The 19,669-nt window shown below is 33.1% G+C and carries 19 protein-coding genes; 11 read left to right on the forward strand and 8 right to left on the reverse strand.

Annotated features, from left to right (window positions below):
* Positions 1–18 precede the first annotated feature (18 nt).
* The 4 genes from RM519_RS01880 (at position 19) to RM519_RS01895 (ending at position 4,010) form a co-directional block, all read left to right on the forward strand.
* Positions 19–465 carry a KTSC domain-containing protein gene (locus RM519_RS01880; RefSeq protein ID WP_311591806.1) on the forward strand — a complete coding sequence of 149 codons (447 nt, stop codon included), beginning with the start codon at positions 19–21 and terminating at the stop codon, positions 463–465.
* A gap of 23 nt (positions 466–488) precedes the next feature.
* Entirely contained in the window at positions 489–1,439 is a 951-nt protein-coding gene (locus RM519_RS01885; protein ID WP_311591807.1) for a tRNA dihydrouridine synthase, read from the forward strand.
* A 135-nt stretch (positions 1,440–1,574) separates the two neighbouring features.
* Complete coding sequence (locus RM519_RS01890) at positions 1,575–2,885, forward strand: DEAD/DEAH box helicase (RefSeq protein ID WP_311591808.1); 1,311 nt, start codon at positions 1,575–1,577, stop codon at positions 2,883–2,885.
* Between the two features lie 78 nt (positions 2,886–2,963).
* Positions 2,964–4,010 carry an ArsO family NAD(P)H-dependent flavin-containing monooxygenase gene (locus tag RM519_RS01895; RefSeq protein WP_311591809.1) on the forward strand — a complete coding sequence of 349 codons (1,047 nt, stop codon included), beginning with the start codon at positions 2,964–2,966 and terminating at the stop codon, positions 4,008–4,010.
* 53 nt (positions 4,011–4,063) lie between these two features.
* Here RM519_RS01895 and RM519_RS01900 read toward each other — a convergent pair whose 3' ends face one another.
* The gene (locus tag RM519_RS01900; protein WP_311591810.1) at positions 4,064–4,363 is read right to left on the reverse strand and encodes a hypothetical protein; all 300 of its coding nucleotides are present in this window, start codon (positions 4,361–4,363) and stop codon (positions 4,064–4,066) included.
* Positions 4,364–4,470: 107 nt separating this feature from the next.
* Here RM519_RS01900 and RM519_RS01905 point away from each other — a divergent pair, with 107 nt between their 5' ends.
* From RM519_RS01905 to RM519_RS01920, 4 genes are all read left to right on the forward strand, one after another.
* Positions 4,471–6,351: a CocE/NonD family hydrolase gene (locus RM519_RS01905; RefSeq protein ID WP_311591811.1), complete on the forward strand. Its 1,881-nt coding sequence runs from the start codon at positions 4,471–4,473 to the stop codon at positions 6,349–6,351.
* Positions 6,352–6,384: 33 nt separating this feature from the next.
* Complete coding sequence (locus RM519_RS01910; RefSeq protein WP_311591812.1) at positions 6,385–7,386, forward strand: metal-dependent hydrolase; 1,002 nt, start codon at positions 6,385–6,387, stop codon at positions 7,384–7,386.
* A 64-nt stretch (positions 7,387–7,450) separates the two neighbouring features.
* Entirely contained in the window at positions 7,451–8,914 is a 1,464-nt protein-coding gene (locus RM519_RS01915) for an MltF family protein (protein ID WP_311591813.1), read from the forward strand.
* 65 nt (positions 8,915–8,979) lie between these two features.
* Positions 8,980–9,282 (forward strand): hypothetical protein, encoded by a 303-nt coding sequence (locus tag RM519_RS01920; protein ID WP_311591814.1) that lies wholly within the window; start codon positions 8,980–8,982, stop codon positions 9,280–9,282.
* A 17-nt stretch (positions 9,283–9,299) separates the two neighbouring features.
* On the opposite strand, the gene RM519_RS01925 is transcribed toward RM519_RS01920, so the two are convergent.
* The 6 genes from RM519_RS01925 to RM519_RS01950 all read right to left on the reverse strand — a co-directional run bounded on the left by RM519_RS01925 (position 9,300) and on the right by RM519_RS01950 (position 14,338).
* Positions 9,300–9,734 carry a DUF2062 domain-containing protein gene (locus tag RM519_RS01925; RefSeq protein ID WP_311591815.1) on the reverse strand — a complete coding sequence of 145 codons (435 nt, stop codon included), beginning with the start codon at positions 9,732–9,734 and terminating at the stop codon, positions 9,300–9,302.
* Position 9,735: 1 nt separating this feature from the next.
* Entirely contained in the window at positions 9,736–10,401 is a 666-nt protein-coding gene (locus RM519_RS01930) for an SRPBCC family protein (protein ID WP_311591816.1), read from the reverse strand.
* Entirely contained in the window at positions 10,398–11,372 is a 975-nt protein-coding gene (locus RM519_RS01935) for an NAD-dependent epimerase/dehydratase family protein (RefSeq protein ID WP_311591817.1), read from the reverse strand. Before RM519_RS01935 ends, RM519_RS01930 begins: the two co-directional genes overlap by 4 nt.
* A 1-nt stretch (position 11,373) precedes the next feature.
* Entirely contained in the window at positions 11,374–12,153 is a 780-nt protein-coding gene (locus tag RM519_RS01940; RefSeq protein ID WP_311591818.1) for an SDR family NAD(P)-dependent oxidoreductase, read from the reverse strand.
* Positions 12,154–12,280: 127 nt separating this feature from the next.
* Complete coding sequence (locus tag RM519_RS01945) at positions 12,281–13,375, reverse strand: helix-turn-helix domain-containing protein (protein ID WP_311591819.1); 1,095 nt, start codon at positions 13,373–13,375, stop codon at positions 12,281–12,283.
* 240 nt (positions 13,376–13,615) lie between these two features.
* Positions 13,616–14,338 (reverse strand): arylesterase, encoded by a 723-nt coding sequence (locus RM519_RS01950; protein ID WP_311591820.1) that lies wholly within the window; start codon positions 14,336–14,338, stop codon positions 13,616–13,618.
* 37 nt (positions 14,339–14,375) lie between these two features.
* On the opposite strand from RM519_RS01950, the gene RM519_RS01955 reads away from it, so the two are divergent.
* From RM519_RS01955 to RM519_RS01965, 3 genes are all read left to right on the forward strand, one after another.
* Positions 14,376–15,065 carry an ABC transporter ATP-binding protein gene (locus RM519_RS01955; RefSeq protein WP_311591821.1) on the forward strand — a complete coding sequence of 230 codons (690 nt, stop codon included), beginning with the start codon at positions 14,376–14,378 and terminating at the stop codon, positions 15,063–15,065.
* Between the two features lie 47 nt (positions 15,066–15,112).
* Positions 15,113–17,608, forward strand: a complete 2,496-nt coding sequence (locus tag RM519_RS01960) for an ABC transporter permease (protein ID WP_311592547.1) — start codon at positions 15,113–15,115, stop codon at positions 17,606–17,608.
* 426 nt (positions 17,609–18,034) lie between these two features.
* Positions 18,035–19,234 (forward strand): multidrug effflux MFS transporter, encoded by a 1,200-nt coding sequence (locus RM519_RS01965; RefSeq protein WP_349254806.1) that lies wholly within the window; start codon positions 18,035–18,037, stop codon positions 19,232–19,234.
* A gap of 64 nt (positions 19,235–19,298) precedes the next feature.
* Here RM519_RS01965 and RM519_RS01970 read toward each other — a convergent pair whose 3' ends face one another.
* Positions 19,299–19,622: a Dabb family protein gene (locus tag RM519_RS01970; protein ID WP_311591822.1), complete on the reverse strand. Its 324-nt coding sequence runs from the start codon at positions 19,620–19,622 to the stop codon at positions 19,299–19,301.
* Between the last annotated feature and the right edge of the window lie 47 nt (positions 19,623–19,669).

Raw genomic sequence — 19,669 nt, forward strand, 5'->3', positions numbered from 1 at the left:
ATTTAAAAACACAGTTATATGAAGCGCATCAATCAATACAAAAAACTATTTAAGGTAGAAGGAACTTTAGATTTGAAAGAATTGAAGAAAACTTACAGAGGTTTGGTAAAAGAATATCACCCAGATAAATTTCAAGATGAAGAAGAAAAGGAAAAGGCAGGTGTTAAAAGTTTAGAAATTATTGATGGATATCATTTTTTAGTGAGTATAGCTCCTGAAACAAAAGAAGCCAATTCTGAAGAATATGCGACTACAATTTCACAAGCACAAGTAGCCGATTTTCAACATAAAAGTATGCGTTTAGAAATTACTTTTACAAATGGTGACACCTATGAATACTTTGGTGTAAACCAGAAACTTTTTAATAAGTTCGCTGGAAGCAAATCTTTAAGCAACTTTGGTAAAAGAAAAATTTTTAATTCGTTTACCTATAGAAAAATTAAGAAAGCTGATATTGTAGCTTAATTTAGTTCAACAAACCAATTTAAATGTCGGTTACGCTTTTATCTTCACCATTACAAGGGTTTACAGATTTTCGATTCAGAAATGCTATCAATAAGTATTTTGGTGGAATTGACACATTTTATGCCCCGTACATTCGTATGAACGGAAAGTTGATGATTAAAAACAATTATCAACGAGATTTAAAACCAGAAAATAATACCGAACTAGAACTGATTCCGCAAATAATGACCAATGATGCGGAAGAGTTTTTATTTGCTGTCAAGTACATTCAAGATTTGGGCTACAAAGAAATGAACTGGAATTTAGGTTGTCCATACCCTATGGTTACGAAACGAGGTATGGGTTCTGGCTTGATTTGTGAGCCTGAAAAAATAAACCATATTCTAGATCGTGTTCATTCCGAAACTGACATTCTAGTTTCCATGAAAATGCGTTTGGGTTATGAACATGCAGAAGAGATCTTGAATACCTTTTCTATATTAGATAAATACCCACTTAAAAATGTGGCCATTCATGCACGTATCGGGAAACAATTGTATAAAGGAGGAGTAAATTTGGACGGTTTTGAACGCTGCATAGGTAGTACCAAGCACAAATTGTATTACAATGGAGATATTACCAGTATTGCAAAATATAAAGAGATGCAAGCCCGTTTTACATCAATAGATCATTTTATGATTGGAAGAGGCTTAATTGCTGACCCTTTTTTACCAAGTATGATTAAGAACGATACTACTGTATATCCAACAAATCGATGGGAAATTTTTTCTGAGTTTCATGACACCATATACGAACAATACGATGCAGCCTTATCAGGCCCAACACCTATTAAAATGAAAATGCAAGGCTTCTGGGAGTATTTTTCTCAATCATTTTCCAACCCGCAAAAAACTTTTAAAATGATAAAAAAGGCTGGAAACCCAAAAAAATATAGAGCAGTAGTTGCTGAGATTCTAAAAAAAGAGCAGAGTTAATTGTTGTTTGTTCAGAATCATATCTTCTATTCTTTTTTATAAACAATAATCATTACAGATTATTAAGTCTATTTTTGTCATCTAATTACCTTCATTATTACATGTGTAATAAAATCTTGGTATAATCTAATGGATATGGCAAATGAGCAAAAAGGACAAGAAGAAATACTTCAAAAGTTAAAAATTAAAGCGCTGAATCCTATGCAGGAAGAGGCTTTGAGAACGATTAGTTCCAATGCAGACACCATTCTATTATCACCAACAGGTACTGGGAAAACCTTAGCGTTTTCACTTCCTTTAATAAACATTTTAAAGAGGGATGTGAAAGAAATTCAAGTCTTGATATTAGTGCCTTCGCGCGAATTGGCCATTCAAATAGAACAAGTAATTCGTTCTATGGGTTCGGGTTATAAAGTAAATGCCGTGTACGGAGGAAGGCCAATGTCTAAAGATAAAATTGAGTTGAAACATGAACCTGCTATTTTAATTGGTACTCCTGGTAGAATTGCAGACCATTTTAGCAACAACCGTTTTTCTAAAGATGCTATAAAAACGTTGATCTTGGACGAGTTTGATAAATCCTTAGAAACCGGATTTGAATATGAAATGAGAGGGATTATCAACCAATTACCTTCTTTAAGTAAACGTATTTTAACTTCTGCAACACAAGGAGTTGAAATTCCTGATTTTGTCAAACTGAGCAACCCGAAAACAATCAATTATTTAGGAACAACTACTTCGAAGTTGGCTGTCAGAACAGTTGTATCTCCTACAAGAAATAAACTAGAAACCCTGCTGAAATTGTTAAGCCATATTGGCCAGGAACAGGGAATTATCTTTTGTAATTTAAAAGATAGTATACAAGGTGTGAGTAACTTTTTGACAAGCAAAAGCATAAATCATGGTTGCTTCAATGGAGGTATGGAGCAAAAAGATAGAGAGCGTTCCTTAATAAAATTTAGAAATGGAACCAATCAATTATTAATTGCAACAGATTTGGCTGCAAGAGGAATTGATGTTCCTGAAATGAAATTCATTATTCATTATGAATTGCCAATGTTTCAAGAGGAATTTATTCATAGAAATGGTAGAACTGCTAGAGTTGCAGCCGAGGGCACGGCCTATGTTATTAAATGGAAGAATGAAGCATTACCAGAATTTATAAAAAATGCACCAGTTCAAGATATTTCCAAACAAGCAAATCGTAAATCCATATTTTGGGAAACGGTGTTTATTTCGGGAGGAAGGAAAGATAAAATTTCGAAAGGTGATATTGCCGGTTTGTTTTTAAAGCAAGGAGGGCTATCTAAAGACCAATTAGGCTTGATCGAATTAAAACAAGATTGTGCTTTTGTTGCAGTACCCGCAACCATTGCACAAGATTTGGTGTCTAGGTTAAACAATACCCGATTGAAAAAGAAAAAGGTACGCTTGAACATTATTTAAATAATATAGGCTGTCATTAATGCAAAAAAGACTTAATGAAATTTAAGAAATCAAATTCACTCTTTAATACTGAAATCGATGAAAATCTATGATACTTTAGTAATTGGTGGAGGCCAGGCAGGCTTATCGGTTGCTTATTTTTTGCGTCGTAAAAAATTGGAATATCTTGTTTTAGATGATCAAGACAAACCCGGAGGAGCATGGTTAAAAACATGGGATAGTTTAAAGTTATTTTCACCAACGGAATACAGTTCCTTATCTGGATGGGGAATGCCCAAGAGTGAAAACGAGTATCCTTTAAAAGATGAATTTATTTCTTACCTCAATCAATATGAAGATAGGTATGAAATTCCTGTACAACGTAATACACGTGTAATTTCGGTTCTAAAAGAAAATGAACGGTTTAAAGTGGAAACCAATCAAGGTGTATTGTATTGTAAAACCTTGGTAAGTGCTACGGGAACTGCGCAACAACCTTTTATTCCTAAATATCCACAACAAGAAATTTTTAACGGATTGCAAATACATTCCGTGGATTATCGAAACAATTCAAATTTAGCAGGTAAAAAAGTGCTTGTTGTTGGTGGTGGTAATTCTGGTGCACAAATTTTAGCAGAAGTGTCAAAGGTTGCAGCAACGCAATGGGTTACACTAGAAGAACCCTATATGATGCCCGATGATATAGATGGTCGTTATTTATTCAATGCTGCGACGCAAAAATTTTACGGCAAAACAAGTGGCACGAACTCTGGGTCTAAAAATTCCTTAAGCAATATTGTTATGATTGATTCTGTAAAAGAGGCTAGAAGTAGAGGCGTTTTGCATTCTAAGCGTCCTTTCACATCTTTTTATGAAACGGGTATTATATGGAATGATGGCACGAAAGAACCTATTGATGCAGTGATTTGGTGTACAGGTTTTAGAGGAAACTTGGATCATTTAACCTCTTTAAATATCATTGAAAATAATAGGATAAAAACCAATTATACACGAGCCATAAAAGAACCAAATCTATGGTTGGTAGGTTATGGGAGTTGGACAGGGTTTGCTTCGGCAACAATCTATGGTGTTGGGAAAACAGCACGACAAACTGTCAATGAAATTTCTGAATTATTGAGTAATTAAAGTATCTATTCCCACCGTAATTGTGAATGGATTAGTTTCTAAATTTGAAACTATTAATGATTTAGTGCATACTCGATCATTGCTTTCAATTCTTCTTCTAAAGTAGAATTCGGAAAACTTTTATTAGCTTGCCTATACCAATATCCAGCATTCCAGTCATCGCCTTCTTTTCTGTGTAAATAGGCGTGAATCCAACTTCCCAACTCTGTATGCAAATCTTGAGCAATATTGTGTGATGCATTCCAATCTCCATTCGCTTCATACCATAAAGACCTCAATGCTTCTGACCAATTAGCATTTGGTGCTTCTAATTTTAAAGTTTCTTTAAATTCTAAAAATGTTTGAGGCTTCATAAGTACTAAAAATCTATCCTAATAATTTATAATGCTAATTTATGTGAATTGACTATATTTATAACGTTTTTAAGCAACTTTAAACTAACCACTTAATTCTTTTCCAGATGAAAAAAAATGTATTCTTAAAACTTCTATTCTTTTCTTTTTTATGTTTTGTTATGATACCGCTACAAGCGCAATCTGATATTCATGAAAAATTGAACGAAATCGCTATTGTAGATCAAAAAGTAATGATGCCTATGCGAGACGGTATTCGGCTTGCAACGGATATTTACAGACCAAAAACGGACAAACCTGTTCCAATAATTTTTTCAAGAACTCCATATAATTTTAACTCTTGGGGAGACGGAGAAGAGCGCACAAGAACTATGCAAAGAGCATATGATTGGGTTGCTAAGGGTTATGCTTATGTTGTCCAAAACGAGCGTGGACGTTATTTTTCAGAAGGCGAATGGGATATATTAGGAGTGCCTTTAACAGATGGTTACGACGCTTTTAGTTGGATGAAAGACCAAGATTGGTCTAATGGTAAGATTGGAACAATTGGGTGTTCTTCTACAGCAGAATGGCAAATGGCTGTTGGAGCACTAGATCATCCTTCTCATGCAGCAATGGTTCCTCAAGCATTTGGAGCAGGGGTTGGACGCGTAGGTGAATTTTACGAGCAAGGAAATTGGTATAGAGGAGGAGCAGAACAGTTGTTGTTTTTCTCTTGGTTATATGGTGTGGAACATGATAAGTTTAAACCTCGTATACCTGCAGGTGCCACACAAGAAGATTTAATCCGTATTTCAAGATTTTACGATTTAGCACCTGAAAACCCAAGAGTTGATATGTCAGAAGCATTGAAACATTTACCGATTCAAGACATGTTGAAAAACATGAATGGTAAAAAAGAAGTATTCGACAAAATGGTACGCAGAAAACCAAATCATCCAGATTGGTTTAATGGGGGATTGTATCATGATGATAAAGAAATAAATGTACCAAGTTTTTGGTTCGCATCGTGGTATGACGTTTCTATCAGTCCAAATTTGGCATTGTTTAACCATATGAGAAATCACTCAGATCCTGAAATTAGAGACAATCAATATTTAGTGATTGCTCCAACATTGCATTGTAGATACACAAGAGCAACGGAGAATACAATAGTAGGTGAGCGCAGTGTTGGAGATGCTAGATTGAACTATGACGAACAAATAACCGCTTGGTTTGATCTATGGCTAAAAGGTGAATCAAATAATTTTAAAGAAAAAACACCAAGAGTTCAATACTATTTAATGGGAAAAAATGAATGGAAGTCTTCAGAATCTTGGCCGCCAGCGGAAACTGAAATGACTACTTTTTATTTAAACAGTAACGGAAATGCAAATACTTTGCATGGAGATGGAGTTTTAGCATCAAAAAAAGCAAAACAAGACAACCCTGATGGTTTCTTTTATGATCCTTTGAATCCGGTTGATTCTTATGGAGGGAATGTTTGTTGTACTGGAAATGCAGTTGAAGGGGGTGCCTTTGACCAACAAGGGATGGAAATGAGAAATGATATTTTAGTTTATACCACAGACACACTAGAAGAAGGTGTGGAAGTTTCTGGATTTATCAATACAACACTATATGTTTCTTCCGATGCAAAGGACACTGATTTTACAGTTAAACTAATTGATGTATATCCAGATGGTACAGCTTATAATTTAGACGAAACTATTCAACGTGTTCGCTATAGAGAAGGTTATGACAAAGAGGTGTTTATGGAAAATGGTGAAGTATATGAAGTGAAATTAACACCAATGAGTACAAGTAATTATTTTAAAAAAGGTCATAAAATTAGAATTGAAGTTTCGAGTAGTAACTTTCCAAGATTTGCGAGAAACTTAAATACAGGTGGAAATAATTATGATGAAAAAGACGCCGTAACCGCACATAACAAAGTGCATCATAGTTCTAAATATCCATCAAAAATAGAAATACCAATGATAAAGTAATGAATCCATAATTATTACGTCATATAGTCTAATTTGGATTCACTAACGCAAATAGTTTTAGGTGCAGCAGTAGGAGAAGCCGTACTAGGAAAAAGAGTAGGGAATAAAGCGTTGCTTTATGGTGCCATTGCAGGCACCATACCCGACTTAGATGTAATACTAGGAAATTTTACAGATACTATAACAATTATAGAATGGCATAGAGGTTTTAGCCATTCTATAATTTTTAGTGTTCTTATGGCTCCCATTTTAGGTTGGCTAGTAAACCAATTTGAGAGGAAATTAAATCTGGGTTGGAAACCTTGGGCTGCTTTGTTCTTTTGGGGCTTATTAACACATGCACTATTAGATGCATTCACAACTTGGGGTACACAATTGTTTTGGCCCTTTAATGCTAGAATAGCCTTCAATTCTATATTTGTCATTGATCCGTTATACACATTGCCATTCTTAACATGTACGATTCTGGTATTGTTTTATAAACGAACCTCTCCTAAGCGACAGTCTATCAATAGATTTGGCTTAAAAATATCAACCTTATATCTAATTTCAACTTTATTTATCAAGTACTTGGCAACAGAGCAATTTAAAAAAGCGCTAGACGATCAAAATGTACAATATACTAAAATAAGTACCAGACCTGCTCCATTTAATACCATTCTTTGGAATGCAAATATTGATACCCCAGATGGCTATTTAATTGCCGATTATTCATTTTTAAACACACAACCAATCCAGTTTAAACATTTTCCAAAAAACAGAGTGTTTTCAAATGAAATGCTGAAATACCCAGATGTAAATAGAATGATTGAAATCAGTCAAGGATGGTATATTTTGGAACAAAAAGAAAACGAATGGATTTTTAATGATTTACGTTTTGGTACAATGCCAAAAAAAGATGGAACTACAGTTTTCACTTTTTCATATATACTCAAACAAGAAAACAATAGAATCATTGCTACAGAAACACCAAAAGATGAAGCAGATTTCAAATTTTTAATGTCCAATCTTTGGAAAAGAATGCAAGGACGCTAAGTTTTATGTGAGTTCTGATTTATAAGAAATCCTAATTAATGAAATATTGCTATATTTGAGAAAGTTGAAAATTCTAAACAAATATATACCCGTTCTTCTAGCAACCCTATTATTGCTTTTATCTTGTAAAAAACCAGGATCATCTAATATGGGAGGAAAAGATGAGGCCTACAATCCATTTGTTGCCAATTCTGTTGATAGAGATTGGGATGAGATCAGAGAAGATGGGATTCTTCGTGCTATGGTAGTGTACAGCAGCACCAGTTACTTTCTATACAAAGGTGAGCCAATGGGCTTCGAATATGAGTTGCTTAAACGTTTAGCGAAAGAATTAGATTTAGAACTAGAGTTGATCGTTTCTAAAGATTTAGATGCAGAATTTGAAGTCTTGAATAGAGGTGATGTAGATTTAATTGCGCATGGTATGACTGTAACAAAACAACGCCAATGGGAAGTTGATTTTACGGAATATCTTTACCTAACAAAGCAAGTACTCGTTCAAAAAAAACCTGATAATTTTCTGCAAATCTCATGGAAGGAATTAGAAAATTCATTGATTCATGATCCAATAGAATTGATTAACGATACCATTTCTATTCGGAAAAACTCTGCTTACTATGAGCGTTTGCAAAGCCTTTCTAATGAAATTGGAGGAGATATAATTATTGACAGTTTAGACAGTTCTTTAAGTACAGGTGAAATAATACATATGGTATCTGATGGAAAAATCAAATACACCATAGCAGATGAAAATTTAGCAAGAATAAATGCATCTGATCGAATAAATTTGGACATCAGTGTTCCTATTTCGTTTTCGCAACGGATTTCATGGGTAACGCGAAAAAAATCCCCGGAATTTAAAAAGCTTCTTGATTCTTGGATACTTTCACAACGAAAGACCACTGATTTTAATGTCATTTATAATAAGTATTTTAAAAATAAAAGAACGTTCAAGAATAGGAGTAAAAGTGATTATTATAGTCTGGCTAACAACCAAATTAGTGCTTATGACAAATACATTAAATCGCATGCAAAAAAATTGGATTGGGATTGGCGATTGTTAGCGTCACAGGTCTATCAAGAATCTAAATTCGATCCAAAAGCAACATCATGGACTGGCGCACAGGGTTTAATGCAATTAATGCCGAGAACTGCAGAATCATTAGATGTTAAAGATCCAACCATTCCAGAAGAAAGTTTAAGAGCGGGTACTACATATCTAAAAAAATTATACGATCAATTTGAGCATATTCCGGATTCTATAAACAGAATAAAATTAACGATGGCGGCTTATAATTGTGGCTTCGGGCATATTACGGATGCCCAAAAATTGGCGGAAGCAAATGATTTAGATCCCTATACTTGGCATGGAAATGTAGATGAAATGTTGTTAGCGCTTAGTTATCCATCAAATTATAAAAAAGAGTATATAAAGCATGGGTATGTGCGTGGAACTGAACCTGTAAATTATGTAAATCAAATAATGGATAGGTATGGACAATACAAGCAATTTATAGCCGTAGATTAACTTTCTAAGTTCCTTAAAACGATTCTCTTTTTATTAATTTCTAGTTTTAGAAAAATACGATCAAAATGTCTTCCAAAATAATTCATATTGCTTCTAGAACCTACAAAGTAGAATTTATTAAACATAAATCATCTACAGATTGTACGTTTCATTATAACAATTTAGTAAAAGAATATGCAGCAAAGCAAGAGGTTAAAAAAGAAGAGTATGATCTAAACGATTGGACTTCGAATGTATTTGTCATTGATGGAAAACCTTTGAGTGTCGCAAGATTTGGAGAGACTATTCAACTAATTAAAAGTTTACAATCGCAGAATTTAGAAATATATAAGAATGACTTGAGTGTTATTTTTGCAAAATTGCAATAATGAATTTGAAATTTTTTTTATAACTGTCTTTTTTTCAAAAACTGTTTTAAGAGATAATAAGAAACTATAGCGAAGATAATTCCTGTAATGATTCCACCAACAACTAATGAGATATAAACGTCAGACCCTGCTCTTAAAATGGTGTTCACAAATTGTATATTGATGACTTTAGGTATTTCAAATGTAGAAGAAATACCTAATACTGTTTTACCCAACCAATAATTAAAAGCAAATATAAATGCACCTGTTAACAGGTTAGTATTAAATACAGCAATACATGCAGCCTTGGAGTTAACTTTTAAAAACTTGGAGACCCCAAAAGCAACAAATATTTGAAATCCAGGAATAGGAATCATGCCTATAAACGAGCCTATTGCAAATCCTTTTGCTATTACTTCAGGGCTATCTTCTATTTTGAAGAGGCCTTTAAATAGGTTAATTGGATTTTTCATATTATAAAAGTCCTTGTTTTAAGTTAATAAATGAGTTTATTAAGTTTCGCTGAATAATTGGATCTTTCAAAAATCTTGGGATAGAAGAATTTGTTAATGAAATAGCACAAAATTCTACTTCAACAACTTCATTGTTAGATGTGGTTAAACGCCATTCGGATAAATTATATCCTTCACGGTGGACTCCTTTTTTTGGTTGAATATAGTTTGGTATAGATTTAGAAGAAAGAATAATTACATCACCATCTTTATTCAATGTAGAATAGGTGACCAGATCTTGTTGCTTAAAAGGAAATGGAATATCATATACAGTATGTGAAATCCAACTCCTTTTGTTATTGATTAGAAGGCTAATTTCCCTTACAGCATCATTCCAATTCCTTACATGCTTTGGCATCTTAATATGGGCTATGAGTGAGTCTATACTGCTATATTTTATATTAAACCGTACCGATAGTTCTCGTGTTTCTATTGTTTCTGAAACCACTAAATCTCTGTAATTTATGCTAATGCCCTTTTTGTTTTTTACCTCTTCCCAAGAACCTTTTTTGGTTTTTGAAACAAATTCCTGGAGTGTATTAATACCCTCTAGAGTTACATTTTGCGCTTGCAATTCAATAAATGCAACAAATATGGTTGCTAATAATACTACTGATCTAATCATCATAATTGTTTTTTTGAGTTTGAGAAATAATCTATAGCATCTGAAATTGCTTTTTCAATTGGCTGATAAGTCATATTTAAATGCTCAATAGATTTGTTATTAGAAAAGTAATTTTCAATGCATAAAATTTTGGTATTGATTAAACTTAAGTTTGATTTTAATTGTAATGTTCTTAGTAGATCCCCTAAATAACCTAGGCTTAATAAAAGTTGTTTAGGTATTTGGATCATAATTGGATTTTGATTGGTAATAGTATTGAGTAGTTTAAAAAATTCTCTATAACTCATATTTTTATTCGCTAACAGATACTTTTCACCAGAAATCCCTTTATCAATTGCATTGATAATTCCGGAAGTAACATCTTTTACATGCACAAAATTCTTTCCTCCAGGTGGGTAAAAAACAAGGTGTTTTTTCCAACCCATTAAAATTATTCTTCCTGAACTTGGTTTTGAATCAAAAGCACCAAGCATAAAAGTTGGATTCACAATGATGGTATCTATTTTATGCTTTTTTGTTAGTAGGTAATTTTCTGCTTCTAATTTGCTCCTAGCATAATAGGATTGCTTAAATAATGTGTTCACATTATTTTGTTCCGTCCCCAATTCTTGCAAAGTACCATATCCCATGGTGTTTGCAGTGCTTACAAAAATGAAGCGCTTTACATTACTCAAAATTGCCGTATTAAATATTTGTTTGGTAGCATTACAATTAATTTTCCAATATGTTACATAATCAAGTAAACTTTGATCTGTAGTTGCTGCAACATGAATTACAACATCCATCCGCTTAAACAACATTGCAAAATCATCAAACAATTGACCTTCTATTAAACTTAAGTTTTTATGTAGATTGCCTTTAAAACTGTTTTTATCTCTAACTAACCCTGTTACATGATACCCTTTATCTAAAAGATCATGACACAGATTAGTCCCTAAAAAACCATTAGCTCCAGTAACAAAAAATCTTTTCATACTAGGCTTCTCGTTTTACAATATTAGTCATCATGGGTACTTTTATTTTATTTGGTAAAAGGGAAGCTATAAACCAACTGATAGGGTTTATTAGAATAAATGTTGTTCCCTGAAACATTTTTTTTATAGAAAAGTCTGCAACCCTTTTCGGGTCTAATAAGGTCAATCTGCCTATTATACCTTGCTTTTCTATTCTTGCTGTTATTTCAGGATTGGTTTTCATTGCTCCTGGGTTTATTACAGAAACCGAAACATTTGAACTTTTTAATTCTTCTGAAAGCCCAATTGAAAAAGAATGAATAAATGCCTTTGAGGCCGGATATACCGTTTTATAACCTACTGGAGAAAAAGCAGCAATACTTGAAACATTTAGAATATAGGATTTTTGCTGTTTTTTTAAGTTCGGAAGTAATTGATGTGTAAATACAGTAGTGGCTTTAATGTTTACTTGAATAATGGTGTTTAAGTACGTAAGTGACGCATCATTTATGCGTTTTGTGCCTCCAGTTCCTGCATTGTTAATTAATATATTTACATTAAAATTGCTATTTAAATACTTTGTAAGAATTATAACATCCTTGTCAGAGCAAAAATCTAATTCAAAATAAACAGTTTTAACATAATGATCTTCCTCAATTTGTTTTGCGAGTTGATTTAACTTTTGATTTGGTAGACTTATTAAAATTAAATTCTGGCCTTTTTCGGCAAGTGAAAGAGCAAAGGCTCTTCCTAAACCCTGACTCGCTCCAGTAATTACAGCATATTCTAATTTCGAATTCATAGTATTTTACTAAATATTATGAAGCAAAAATAGATACAAGGACTACTTTATATGCTCGTATTTATAAAACAGGACATAATTGTTAGTTACTCATAATCAACATATTACAACTTAAAGGTGTTCTTATTTATAAACCAGAACTATGTTTTTTAAATTCAGAAGGAGTTTGGTTTGTAAATTTCTTAAATGTAGTATTAAATGCAGTTTTAGAACTGAAACCAGATTCGTATGCTATACCTAAAATTGATAAGTTATCTGAAGATTTATCCATTAACAAGGTTTTTGCTTTTTCAACACGATATTCATTAATAAACTGAAAGAAGTTTTGATTAAAACCGTTATTGATAATATAAGAAAGTTGATGTGAAGTGATGTTCATCTCCTCAGATAAGGACGCCAAATTTATTTCATGATTTAAATACAATTCCTTGTTTTTAATCAATACATTTAATTTGGTTTTCAACACTACAAGATCTTCGTCCTTAATTATTTTACGTTTCGGAATATCAACAAGTCTTTCATCATCTTCTAAGGCAATAATTTCTTCTCTATGTTTTTCATTTAATGGAAAGATCTCTTTTTGCCTTAATGCATGATATGCTACAAAAAATGCCCCGCCAAGCATGATTATATTGATATATAAATTTAAAGGAAGCCCGAAATACACGAAATTAAAAACAGTTATACTTATTGCAATAAAAATAATTCCTAAAACAATATACTCTAACCACTTTAAGTCAATTTCTATTGTGTTTGAAGAAAATAGATTTATCTGATGCTGGTGCTTACGAATTTTTAAATAAGACAAGGTGGTAAATATGAGTGCATGAAGAATAAGTGTAAATACTAAGATAGAATCAATATTTACAGGGGTTATAATGCTAATAATAAGCAAAATTAAATATGCAATTGGCAATACAAGAAATAAGAAGTCCTTAATTCTAAACTTGTAATTTGGGTTTGTAAAAAACACAATACTTAGATAAAGTATAATTGGTGTAAAAAACTGAAAAAAGGAAATTAATAAAGTTGAAATTTCACTTAACGGATTTGCTTTTGTAAGAATTAAAATTTCATCAACCCAAAATGATGCCCATAAAAATAAAAACACGCCAAACCATTTATTTGCCTTCTTGTTCACTTTTAAAGGATTGGACATCATTAAAAATGAAAGAAATATAAATGAAGAAAATATAAGGATTTGAATTAAATGAATAAGCATCTAAACTAATTTTAACAAATATACATTAATGGAATATACACCTATGTAGAAACGATGAACATAATAGTTTATTGAATTAATCAAATATTCTTTTTTCAGAAATGACTTAAACATTCTAGTTTTTTCTACTCCTAAAATTATATTAGAAAGGAGTGAGCAAAGATTTAGAGTTCCAATTATTTAGGAATGTCAAATCACTTAACAATGAAAAAGGAAAATATTCTCAAAAGCAATCTAAATTTAACGAACTAAAACCGTTTCTAAAATTTCCCAAACATTATTTGCTACAATTTTTTGCCCTTCAATATTTGGATGTATTCCGTCCCCAAGATTTAATTCAGCAATACCACCAACATCTTTCAATAGAAAAGGAATCAAATCGACTTTATTAGTTTCTGCCAATTCATTAAACATAGTTCTGAATTCTTCTGTATATTCTTGTCCTAAATTAGGCGGTAATTGCATCCCTGCCAGAATAATTGAAGCTTTAGGATAGGTTTTACGAACCTTATTAATAATGGTCTGTAAATTCTCTCGTGTCTGTTTTAGTTGAATTCCTCTTAAACCATCATTCGCACCTAACTCAAGTACAAAAACATCAACTTTTTGATTTAAAACCCATTCAATTCGGCCTAATCCACCTGATGATGTTTCTCCGCTTACTCCAGAATTAATAACCTTATAACTTAATCCTAAAGAATCTATCTTAGATTGAATAATTGCTGGAAAAGCATCATTCGCGTCATCAAGGCCAAAACCTGCGGTTAAACTATCACCAAAAAACAAGATGTTTTTGTTTGTCTCTACTGTTTCGACTGAGGTTTTATTTTCAGTTGTCTCTGAATTAGTTGGTTCTGTCTTTTTGGAGCTTTCACCACCACAAGAGATCAGTAATACAAGTATCAAAAAATAACGACACATTAACATAATTGGGAACTTAGGATACTTTAAAATCGAATTCATTTGCTTAATTTGGTTCTTTTATATTTCAAAAAATAACATGTCAAAGATATTAAAGATTAATGGGCTAGAAAAAACTTATAAAAGTGGCTCAAAAACTATTACGGTATTACAAGATATTTCATTTGAAGTGGAGCAAGGTGAAACCTTTGCCATAATCGGTCCCTCTGGAAGTGGTAAAACGACCTTACTAGGTCTATGTGCAGGTTTGGATTACCCAGGTGAAGGAACCGTAGAACTTTGTGGGCAACAATTACAGGATTTAAATGAAGATGAGCGCGCTAGTTTACGGAACGAGCACGTTGGGTTTATTTTTCAAAATTTTCAACTACTGCCTACACTAACAGCTCTTGAGAATGTGATGGTACCTTTGGAATTACAAGGAGACAAGAATGCGAAAGACGTGTCACTAGAGTTATTAGAAAAAGTTGGGCTTAAAGATCGTGTTGATCATTATCCATCGCAATTATCGGGTGGTGAACAACAACGTGTAGCATTGGCCCGAGCATTTTCAAATAAACCAAATATTTTATTTGCTGACGAACCTACCGGGAATCTAGACGAAGAAACCGGTGAAAAGGTGATTCAATTACTATTTGAATTGAATAAAGAAGCAGGAACTACATTAATCATAATTTCACATGATTTGGAATTAGCCAATAAAACACAACGGATTTTGCGATTAAAAGGAGGGAAGATATTAAGTAATGAAAAAACCGGAGTAGTTTGAAATCCAAAAAATCACAACCCAAAGTAGGAATAACTTGGATTCTTAAAATGGCCTGGAGAGATGGTAAGGCGAGTAGTGGCAGGCTTCTTTTATTTATGGCCTCTATTATTTTGGGTATAGCCGCTGTGGTTTCCATTCAGTTGTTCAGCAGTAATCTTAAAGATAATATCCAACGGCAATCTAAGTCCTTAATGGGTGCCGATTTTTTAATAGATTCAAATGACAAACCAACCGAGCGCGTAAAAGCCATTATAGATTCTTTAGGAGGCGCTGATGCCACGGAGGTTACATTTTCATCTATGGCTGCATTTCCTAAAAATGGGAGCGCAAGATTGGTCCGAGTTAGAGGTCTTCAAGGTAGTTTCCCTTTATATGGTGATTTAACGACTGAACCCGAATCTGCAGGGAGCACTTATCAATCTTCTGGAGGTGCAGTGGTTGACGCCACTATGCTTTTGCAATTTAATATCGACATTGGTGACTCCATTAAAATTGGAAAAATCACCTTACCTATTGTAGGTAAATTGATAGCAATTCCAGGTTCTTCAGCAATAACAAGTGCGGTAGCACCTTCTGTACTTGTTCCTTTTGATTTGATTCCAGAAACAGAATTGTTACAAATGGGTAGTCGCAAGGAATATCAATATTATTTTAAAGCGCCAGATGTAGATCTCAAACTACTAGACGACAACGTAGATCCTATTTTAGATGCTGAAAATGCTGATATTGACACGCACGAAAGTACAAGTAGACAATTAGGAAGAAGATATGATAACTTTGGTAAATTCTTAAACCTAGCCGCCTTTATTGCATTACTGCTTGGTTGTATAGGTATTGCCAGTTCTGTGCATATTTACATAAAAGAAAAATTGGCATCAGTTGCTGTATTAAAATGCATTGGTGCTTCAAGAAAACAAACCTTCTTCATATTCTTGACACAAGTTATTGGTATGGGGCTTTTGGGAGGCATTATAGGTACTGCTTTAGGTGTCTTATTACAGGAAACCTTTCCGTATATTTTAAAGGAATTCCTGCCGTTTGATATAGAAGTTAGTATAACCGCACTACCATTAATTACCGGTGTTCTTTTAGGTGTACTTATGTCTATTTTATTTGCGCTTTTACCATTATTGAATACTTGGTATGTGACGCCGTTAGAAGTATTGCGTATGAGTAATAATGGTACCAAAAAACCGAAAAGAGCTAGAATATATACCTTCACTGCAATATTGGTTTTTGTTTATGGGTTCTCATTTTTATTGTTACGAAATGCTACACAAGCCTTAGGTTTTGTAATGGCTGTGGTTATTACATTTTCTATTCTAGCTGGTATTGCCATACTATCAATGAAAATTATCAAACGCTTTTTCCCAACACAATGGGGTTTTACGTCTCGTCAAAGTCTTCTAAATTTATTTAGGCCTAATAATCAGACAATGGTATTGCTGCTATCCGTAGGTTTAGGTACATTTTTAATAAGCACTTTGTATTTTACCAAGGATATACTATTGTCTAAAACCCAATTGTCAAGTACAGGTAACAACGCCAATATTATTCTACTCGATGTACAAACAGAGCAAAAGGAGGCGGTTGTGCAGTCTGTAGCGAATCAAGATTTAAAGGTTATCGACAAACTTTCATTGGTAACCATGCGCATACAGAGCATTAATGGAATATTATCCAATGATATTAGAAAAGATACAGCTTCAACTGTAAATCAATGGGTTTTAAACCATGAGTTTCGAACCACGTATAGAGACTCACTAATTGCCTCGGAAACAATTGTAGAAGGGGAGTGGCAAACTGCGGTAGAAAGAGGTGAAGATGTGATCATTTCTATTTCAGAAGATTTGGCAGAAAACGCAAATTTAAGCATCAATGATAAAATTGTATTTAATGTACAAGGCGTACTTATGGAAACGACTGTTGGAAGCATACGCCAAGTAGATTGGGCACGTATGCAACTTAATTTTATGGTTGTTTTTCCGGCAGGTGTTTTGGAAAAAGCACCGCAATTTCATGTAATAACCGCATATGTGCCAGATGCAGAAAGTTCTGCTTTATTGCAACGCGATTTGGTGGCTTCGTTTCCTAATGTTTCGGTCATTGATTTACGTCAAATTTATAGCGTTATAGAAGATGTATTAACCAAGGTGTCTTGGGTTATTAATTTTATGGCATTTTTTAGCATTCTAACAGGAATCATTGTTCTTATTGGTTCTGTTCGTACCAGCAAATACCAACGTGTTAAAGAGAGTGTGTTGCTTAGAACCATGGGTGCTAAAAGCCCTCAGATTCTTAAAATTTCAGCTCTTGAATATTTCTATTTAGGTATTTTAGGCAGTCTAATGGGTATCTTATTATCACTTATTGGAAGTCAATTATTAGCCACCTTTCTGTTTAATGAACCTTTTGTACCTTCTGGTATACCATTCTTGGTGTTTTTACCAGGAATTACGTTACTGGTATTAATGATTGGACTCTTTAATATAAGAAGTGTGTTAAGCAGTCCACCTTTAGAAGTTCTGAGAAAAGAGGTTTAATCTTTTAAAAGTTATTTATTTTCTTGAAAGAATTATAATGTTTATAAATTAAATACAAGCAATTGAACAAATTGCAAATGTTATTTACATTATAGATATCAAATAAACTTGAACTTCATAAGCCGTTATTCTCTTACGATAATTTCTGTCAATATAAAGGTAGCGGCAATTTTACATAATGGCGAATTATAGGTACAAATAGTTGAAAAGCTTAATCGCTGAGAATCGCGTATTTCAAATTTTATTGGTAATTCTAAAGGCACTATATCTACAATTATGTATAAATAGCCTTAAACGGCTATACAGCAATTACTATGTGTTTGTACTATAATTTATATTATGTTAAATAGAGTTTTTTAATACAAGTATTGATTAATACATTTCATACTACTCCAACAACAATTTACAATAGTCTATTTTTGCCGTATGCAAAAATCTAAAAGTTCTCAATTCGAATTTATTGCTTTAATGGCATCACTTATGGCTATTGTGGCCTTAGCAATTGATGCGTTATTACCCGCTTTAGACATCATTGGAAAAGATATTGGCACTACTTCATTAAGTGATAATCAGTTATTGATTACCATGATATTTCTTGGTTTAGGTGTTGGATCCTTAATTTTTGGTCCTCTGTCTGATAGCCTTGGACGAAAACCCATTGTATACCTCGGATTAGGACTTTTTGTCATGGCCAGTATCATTTGCATCTATGCAGAAGATTTGAATACAATGGTTTTTGGTAGAATTCTACAAGGCATCGCTCTTTCCGCTCCTAGAACTGTAAGTATAGCTATAATTAGAGATAGTTATGAAGGTGATTATATGGCTCGTATCATGTCATTTGTTACCGTCATTTTTCTTTTAATTCCAATTGTTGCACCTGCTTTTGGTAAGTTTATTCTTGATCTTTATAACTGGGAAACTATTTTCTATGTGCAAATTGTATTTGCATTGCTTGCCGGAATTTGGTTTTATAAACGGCAGGAAGAAACACTAAACAAACCCAATAGAATTCGATTTACACCTTCGCTATTCGTTGAAGGCACAAAAGAATTGATAAAATTTAAAACCACTATTGGCTATACCCTAATTTCTGGCTTTATAACGGGCTCTTTTATGGTCTATTTAAGTACATCTCAACAAGTGTTTGAATTGCAATATGGCTTATCTGAAGAATTTCCTTACATCTTTGCAGGCCTTGCTATTTCTGTTGGTTTGGCAACGTTTCTAAACGGTACTTGGGTGCTTAAATTTGGGATGCGTAGGCTGGTAAACTGGGCCATGATCGGCTTTTTAGGCATTTCATTGTTATATGTAATCATTTTCTTCGGTAAGCAAAATCCACCAATTGAAGTAGTTTTAACATTCTTCGGTTTACAATTTTTTGCAATAGGTTTCTTATTTGGAAACCTGCGTTCTTTAGCAATGCAACCTGTAGGTCATATTGCTGGGATTGCGGCGGCAATTACCGGGTTTATATCTACAATGATGGCGGTGCCAATTAGCGCACTTATAGGCATGTTTGTAATTGATTCCGTAATGCCATTGTTTATCGGATTTTTCATTTTTAGTCTTATTTCTATTGGTATTCTTTTTTATTTAGGAACCTTTAAAAAACCTGCATAAAAAAAAGCAACCCTTTGTGGATTGCTTTTTTGTTTTATTTTGTAAATTCTCTCTTGGAAAAAAATTATTTTAAAATATTTTCAGAGTCGTACACCACTACTTTTTCCCAAAGTTTTGATGATTCTTCTATAAATTTTAAATGCCCTTCCTCTACTTGATATTTGTCTTGTAACTCTTTATTTTCAAATGTCAATAACAAACAATAAGTGTATGAACTGTCAATAACACCGCGATCTGTAGCCGCTGGAGTTCCTAAATGTTTTGTCTGAATAAACTCTGAATTGTTGATAAATGTGCTCAATGATTTTTCAAATGCTTGCCTATCTTCTTGATGCTCTGGTTGTTTTAACCAAAAATAAACGACATGTGCAAAATTGCCTTGTTTCATTTTTTTTGTAAGGTTTTTATTTTTTGAACTACTAAATAAACCATTAT

Origin of the sequence: Urechidicola vernalis, from assembly GCF_031846385.1 — a bacterium.
Lineage (GTDB): Bacteria > Bacteroidota > Bacteroidia > Flavobacteriales > Flavobacteriaceae > Urechidicola > Urechidicola vernalis.

Bases quoted from the DNA above. Each gene is read 5' to 3' on its own strand.
- RM519_RS01890 (WP_311591808.1), top strand. From the start codon at position 1,575: ATGGCAAATGAGCAAAAAGGACAAGAAGAAATACTTCAAAAGTTAAAA.
- RM519_RS01895 (WP_311591809.1), top strand. From the start codon at position 2,964: ATGAAAATCTATGATACTTTAGTAATTGGTGGAGGCCAGGCAGGCTTA.
- RM519_RS01945 (WP_311591819.1), bottom strand. From the start codon at position 13,375: ATGCTTATTCATTTAATTCAAATCCTTATATTTTCTTCATTTATATTT.
- RM519_RS01970 (WP_311591822.1), bottom strand. From the start codon at position 19,622: ATGAAACAAGGCAATTTTGCACATGTCGTTTATTTTTGGTTAAAACAA.
- RM519_RS01955 (WP_311591821.1), top strand. From the start codon at position 14,376: ATGTCAAAGATATTAAAGATTAATGGGCTAGAAAAAACTTATAAAAGT.
- RM519_RS01935 (WP_311591817.1), bottom strand. From the start codon at position 11,372: ATGAAAAGATTTTTTGTTACTGGAGCTAATGGTTTTTTAGGGACTAAT.
- RM519_RS01925 (WP_311591815.1), bottom strand. From the start codon at position 9,734: ATGAAAAATCCAATTAACCTATTTAAAGGCCTCTTCAAAATAGAAGAT.
- RM519_RS01950 (WP_311591820.1), bottom strand. From the start codon at position 14,338: ATGAATTCGATTTTAAAGTATCCTAAGTTCCCAATTATGTTAATGTGT.
- RM519_RS01905 (WP_311591811.1), top strand. From the start codon at position 4,471: ATGAAAAAAAATGTATTCTTAAAACTTCTATTCTTTTCTTTTTTATGT.
- RM519_RS01965 (WP_349254806.1), top strand. From the start codon at position 18,035: ATGCAAAAATCTAAAAGTTCTCAATTCGAATTTATTGCTTTAATGGCA.
- RM519_RS01885 (WP_311591807.1), top strand. From the start codon at position 489: ATGTCGGTTACGCTTTTATCTTCACCATTACAAGGGTTTACAGATTTT.
- RM519_RS01940 (WP_311591818.1), bottom strand. From the start codon at position 12,153: ATGAATTCGAAATTAGAATATGCTGTAATTACTGGAGCGAGTCAGGGT.
- RM519_RS01900 (WP_311591810.1), bottom strand. From the start codon at position 4,363: ATGAAGCCTCAAACATTTTTAGAATTTAAAGAAACTTTAAAATTAGAA.
- RM519_RS01930 (WP_311591816.1), bottom strand. From the start codon at position 10,401: ATGATGATTAGATCAGTAGTATTATTAGCAACCATATTTGTTGCATTT.
- RM519_RS01920 (WP_311591814.1), top strand. From the start codon at position 8,980: ATGTCTTCCAAAATAATTCATATTGCTTCTAGAACCTACAAAGTAGAA.
- RM519_RS01880 (WP_311591806.1), top strand. From the start codon at position 19: ATGAAGCGCATCAATCAATACAAAAAACTATTTAAGGTAGAAGGAACT.
- RM519_RS01960 (WP_311592547.1), top strand. From the start codon at position 15,113: ATGGCCTGGAGAGATGGTAAGGCGAGTAGTGGCAGGCTTCTTTTATTT.